The 5,000-nt window shown below is 35.4% G+C and carries 6 protein-coding genes and 2 rRNA genes (3 of these 8 running past the window's edge); 6 read left to right on the top strand and 2 right to left on the bottom strand.

What is annotated here, in order from left to right; genetic code table 11:
• Nucleotide 1, top strand: partial view of a response regulator transcription factor gene (locus MHB70_RS00760; RefSeq protein ID WP_000651986.1) — a 1-nt sliver only. Its footprint begins 713 nt before the window's first position; a 1-nt sliver of its 714-nt coding sequence is all that appears in the window; its start codon lies beyond the left edge, outside the window; the stop codon is cut by the window's left edge — 1 of its three bases falls inside, at nucleotide 1.
• Nucleotides 1-1,004, top strand: the 3' portion of a protein-coding gene (locus MHB70_RS00755) for a sensor histidine kinase (protein ID WP_061530560.1). The gene continues 10 nt to the left of window position 1, outside the view; only the last 1,004 of its 1,014 coding nucleotides appear in the window; the start codon falls outside the window, past its left edge; it ends in the stop codon at nucleotides 1,002-1,004. The genes MHB70_RS00760 and MHB70_RS00755 overlap by 11 nt, the downstream gene beginning before the upstream one ends.
• A 68-nt stretch (nucleotides 1,005-1,072) precedes the next feature.
• Complete coding sequence (locus MHB70_RS00750; protein ID WP_000074551.1) at nucleotides 1,073-2,002, top strand: ABC transporter ATP-binding protein; 930 nt, start codon at nucleotides 1,073-1,075, stop codon at nucleotides 2,000-2,002.
• Nucleotides 1,995-2,732, top strand: coding sequence for an ABC transporter permease (locus tag MHB70_RS00745; protein WP_000247704.1), 738 nt, complete (start codon nucleotides 1,995-1,997; stop codon nucleotides 2,730-2,732). The genes MHB70_RS00750 and MHB70_RS00745 overlap by 8 nt, the downstream gene beginning before the upstream one ends.
• Nucleotides 2,733-2,749: 17 nt before the next feature.
• Nucleotides 2,750-3,547: an undecaprenyl-diphosphate phosphatase UppP gene (uppP, locus tag MHB70_RS00740; RefSeq protein WP_001279970.1), complete on the top strand. Its 798-nt coding sequence runs from the start codon at nucleotides 2,750-2,752 to the stop codon at nucleotides 3,545-3,547.
• 353 nt (nucleotides 3,548-3,900) lie between these two features.
• On the top strand, nucleotides 3,901-4,359 hold the full coding sequence (locus MHB70_RS00735) for an ASCH domain-containing protein (RefSeq protein WP_001068552.1): 459 nt from the start codon (nucleotides 3,901-3,903) through the stop codon (nucleotides 4,357-4,359).
• 141 nt (nucleotides 4,360-4,500) lie between these two features.
• Here the strand turns inward: MHB70_RS00735 and rrf are convergent.
• Nucleotides 4,501-4,616, bottom strand: a 5S ribosomal RNA gene (rrf, locus tag MHB70_RS00730).
• Between the two features lie 49 nt (nucleotides 4,617-4,665).
• Nucleotides 4,666-5,000, bottom strand: a 23S ribosomal RNA gene (locus MHB70_RS00725) (it continues 2,587 nt past the right edge of the window).

Raw genomic sequence — 5,000 nt, 5'->3', positions numbered from 1 at the left:
ATAAAACCCTCTTCCTTATTTCATTACAACTTATCATTTGCGGACTTTTAAATATACAAATGGGCCCAAGAGTAAAAATGTCTTTATTTATTACCCTTATCTTAATTACAACTTATCTCTTCTTTTCAAGGATACAATTTATTCAAAATCACAAATCAATGAATACTAAATTAAGTCGTGTATTAAACGGAAATTTACAAACGAGATTATTCACAAGCAATGACCGTTCCTTACATCATATCGTTTTTTCAATAAACGAACTAATAGCTAAATTAGAAAAGGTTCGGATTGAAGCAAAAAGATACGAGGAATCTAGAAAACAACTTTTGTCTAGTATCTCGCATGATATCCGAACGCCACTCACCTCCATTATTGGATATATCGATGCTTTAAAAGATGGAGTAGCTGCTTCTGAAATAGAAAAGCAAGAATATCTTAAAATACTTTATATGAAATCAAATAACTTAAAACATCTAGTTGATGAAATATTCAATATGGCAAAGCTAGACGCCAATGAATTCCCACTAAAAGAAGAAGAACTCGACTTTTCTGAAGTTACTAGAGAAGCTTTAATCGATTTTTTACCTGAACTCTCAAAACATAATATCGAACTACAGGTTCTTATACCAGAATCTACTTGTCCTATCATCGCAGATCACCTTAGCCTTATGCGAATTATAGGTAATTTAATAAAAAATGCCATTTATTACGGAAAAGATGGGAAAACAGTAGGAATCGAACTACTAGAAACCAATACAGAATATGAACTTCTTATTTGGGACAAAGGCCCTGGCATTCCAAAACATGATTTACAAAACATATTTGAGCGAATGTACCGAAGCGAACAATCAAGAACCTCCTCTTTTGGTGGTAGCGGTCTCGGGCTTTCGATTTCTAAAGCGCTCGTGGAGAGAAATGGTGGGCATATATGGGTTGAAAGTATCCCATGGAATCGAACTACTTTTGGTTTTTCCATTCCAAAATACACTTCTTTTAAGAAATAGTTAAGAAATGATTAATATGCAGTTAAGCCTTCCTTCTTATTATGTAAGTAAGAACTTATAGAAAGTAGGTGTCTCCTATACATACAATTATAAAAACGACTAACCTTACTAAAGTATATGGCACTCAAAAATCAGTAGATAATCTAAATATTAATGTTCAACAAGGAGAGGTTTATGGATTCATAGGACGCAACGGTGCGGGCAAAACAACAACCATACGTATGCTACTTAGCCTTATAAAGCCTACAAGTGGAAATATTGAAATATTCGGAGAAGACTTATTTCAAAATCAAAAAAATATTTTAAGAAGAATTGGTTCTATCGTTGAGGTTCCAGGGTTTTATGAAAACTTAACTGCAAAAGAAAACTTATTAATTAATGCAAAGATAATTGGGATCCACAAAAAGAATGCCATTGAAGAAGCATTAGAAATAGTAGGCTTACAGCATGAAACAAAAAAGTTAGTAGGAAAGTATTCTTTAGGAATGAAGCAGCGCTTAGGAATTGCACGTGCTCTTCTCCACTACCCTGAACTACTCATACTAGATGAACCAACTAATGGACTCGATCCAATCGGTATTAAAGAAATGCGAAAACTCATTAAATCTTTAGCTCAGGAAAGAAATATAACGATACTCATTTCTAGTCACATATTAGTTGAAGTAGAACAACTAGTCGATCGTATGGGAATTATCCATGAAGGAAAGTTACTAGAAGAAGTTTCTCTTGATACGCTACGCAAAACCAACCGTAAGTACATAGAATTTCAAGTGAATAATGACAATAGAGCCACGATGCTATTAGAAAATCATCTTCAAATTTTTGATTATGAAGTACATGATGAAGGGAATATTCGTATTTATTCTCATTTTGGACAGCAAGGACACATAAACAGAACGTTCGTTCTTAATGATGTCGATGTATTAAAAATGGCGATGAGCGAAGACAGATTAGAAGATTATTTCACCAATCTAGTTGGAGGTGGAACAATTGGTTAATCTGCTCTATACAGAACTATTAAAATTAAAACGTTCCAATATGTTTTTAATTAGCATTATCGGGGCTGGTGTCGCACCCTTCTTAGTGGTCGTAGCGTCTTATATACACATAAAAACAAAACAACCTACTCCAACTATTTTGTTCCATCAACTATTCACCGAAGTTAACTTATATACTACTTTAATTATAGGATTCCCCTTATATGGGGTAGTGATTGCTTATCTGTTTACCCGTGAATATACAGAAGATACACTAAAACATTTACTAACTATTCCAGTCTCACGCATTAGCTTTATTATAAGTAAGTTCATCATTCTCTTTCTTTGGATTATAATGCTTACTTTAGTCGCTTGGACACTAACTTTATTATTAGGGCTAATAGGTAGCTTCCCTGGATTTAGTACCATCTTACTCTTAAGCTCTCTCGTAAAATTTTTAATATGTGGTGGACTTCTCTTTCTATTGTCTTCACCTATTGTACTATTAACCGTTGTAATGAAGACCTATGTACCACCTATTATATTAACGGTCATTATTACAATGATTAACCTTATGCTCGTGAACTCTAAACATAAAGATCTATTTCCGTGGACCGCTACTCTAGATATCGCAAATAACGAATTACAACCCACATATCCACCAGAGTATTCTTATATCATCATTGCAGCAACAGCAATTTTCGGATTTATTGCAACACTATTCTATTTTAAGAGAGTAGATATTCATTAATTTATAGGAGTGAAACTATGAGCGATATCATCATTGCCTTCATACTCGGTATTGTAGAGGGATTAGCAGAATTTTTACCTATCTCTTCTACTGGCCACCTTATATTAGTCGGACATTTATTAGGCTTCGAAGGAGAAAGAGCAAAGACCTTTGAAATCGTTATACAGTTAGGCGCAATTTTAGCTATTGCGATTTTATACTATAAACGCCTTGTTTCTTTATGTAATATTAAACCTCTTCTACGAAAAGAGAAAAAATTCAACGCATTCCATGTATTTCTTGGTGTATTCCCAGCGGTAGTTGCTGGATTACTATTACATGGTGTTATTAAAACATACTTATTTCAGCCATATACTGTCGTCATTGGACTTGTAGCAGGAGCAATTCTTATGATTTTTGCAGAAGTAAAAAAGACAGAAGCAACCGCCTATTCACTGGATGATTTAACCTACCGTCAAGCATTAACAATTGGATTATTTCAATGCTTAGCGGTATATCCTGGCTTCTCTAGAGCTGGCTCTACTATTTCTGGAGGGTTATTAGCGAAAGTAAATTATAAGACCGCATCTGAATTCTCTTTTCTCATTGCTCTTCCTGTAATGGTTGGAGCTACAGGCTTAGACTTATTAAAAAGTTGGAAGTATTTAAGCGTTGATGACATCCCTATGTTTGCGGTAGGATTCATTACCTCTTTTATAGTAGCAATGCTAGCCGTAGTAACTTTTTTGAAGCTTTTAGAGAAGATCGGTTTAAAACCTTTTGCATATTATCGTATTTTGCTGGCTATCTTATTTACGCTGTTCATATTGCTATAGATTCATATAAGTCACATATTACTAAACTGATATTCAAGTTGGAATATCAGTTTTTTCTCTATTTCACCTCTAGTATTACTCACTTCAATATGTCATAGTTGTAATAAACCGCCCTTAATAATCCGAATATTCTTCAAACAGTTATATCCTTTACCGTACGACACAATTGGAAAATTAAAAATCCCATATATGGACAGAACGTGTTTACAAACCATATTCATTCCGCATATTCTCTTTCTTAATTCACAACACACCGATACAAATTTTAAATGAGTACAAAGGCATACAAATAAGTAAATTTCTCAGGGATTATAAAAAGACTACATATTAATTAGAGTGAGGTAACGATACAAATGAATCCATTAGCACAAACATATTGGGATACTTATTGGGGAAACAATGAAAAACCAGCATCTGTTACAGCTTGGCAATTTGGGGATTCCCCTAATTATCTTGCACAATTAGTAATTGATGGTATCAAAACCGCAACATGCTCCTGTCACATTTTTTATGAGTTAGAAAATGAACCACTACCGACGACTAATGATTATAGTATTATACTCAATAGTCAGGATGAACCTGTAGCGATTATTAAAACAATAGAAGTAACTGTAACACCGATGAATGAAGTAAGCGAAGAATTCGCTATCGCTGAAGGCGAAGGAGATTGCACGTATAATTACTGGAAAGACACCCATGTTCGTTTTTTTACAAAGGAACTAAATGAGTTTGGTTTTACTTTTTCTGAAGATATGCTACTCGTTTGCGAACGATTTGAGCTCATTGATGTGAAAAATACAGCAGAACTATAATAAACAGAGCTTTACTGAATTTTCATGTTGCTATTTTTTAACACAAATAAGCTCGTTATTTATAGCTCAAGAAAACTACAGATAACGAGCTTATTTTATAAAACATAAAAAAGACGAGTCATTCTGACTCGTCTTAAGCTTGCTTGGCGACGTCCTACTCTCACAGGGACAAGGTCCCAACTACCATCGGCGCTAGAGAGCTTAACTTCCGTGTTCGGTATGGGAACGGGTGTGACCTCTCTGCCATCATCACCAAACTATGAAGGCATATTCCTTCAAAACTAGATAACATTTGCTTCATATTATATGGTTAAGTCCTCGATCTATTAGTATTCGTCAGCTCCACATGTCACCATGCTTCCACCTCGAACCTATCAACCTGATCATCTTTCAGGGATCTTACTAGCTTACGCTATGGGAAATCTCATCTTGAGGGGGGCTTCATGCTTAGATGCTTTCAGCACTTATCCCTTCCGCACATAGCTACCCAGCTATGCCCTTGGCAGAACAACTGGTACACCAGCGGTGCGTCCATCCCGGTCCTCTCGTACTAAGGACAGCTCCTCTCAAATTTCCTACGCCCACGACGGATAGGGACCGAACTGTCTCACGACGTTCTGAACCCAGCTCGCGTACCGCTT

Origin of the sequence: Bacillus sp. FSL M7-1020, from assembly GCF_038050415.1 — a bacterium.
Lineage (GTDB): Bacteria > Bacillota > Bacilli > Bacillales > Bacillaceae_G > Bacillus_A > Bacillus_A toyonensis.
This window is presented reverse-complemented; position numbering and strand designations above follow the sequence as displayed.

Coding starts and splice junctions, on each gene's coding strand:
- uppP (WP_001279970.1), top strand. CDS start 2,750: ATGAGCGATATCATCATTGCCTTCATACTCGGTATTGTAGAGGGATTA.
- MHB70_RS00735 (WP_001068552.1), top strand. CDS start 3,901: ATGAATCCATTAGCACAAACATATTGGGATACTTATTGGGGAAACAAT.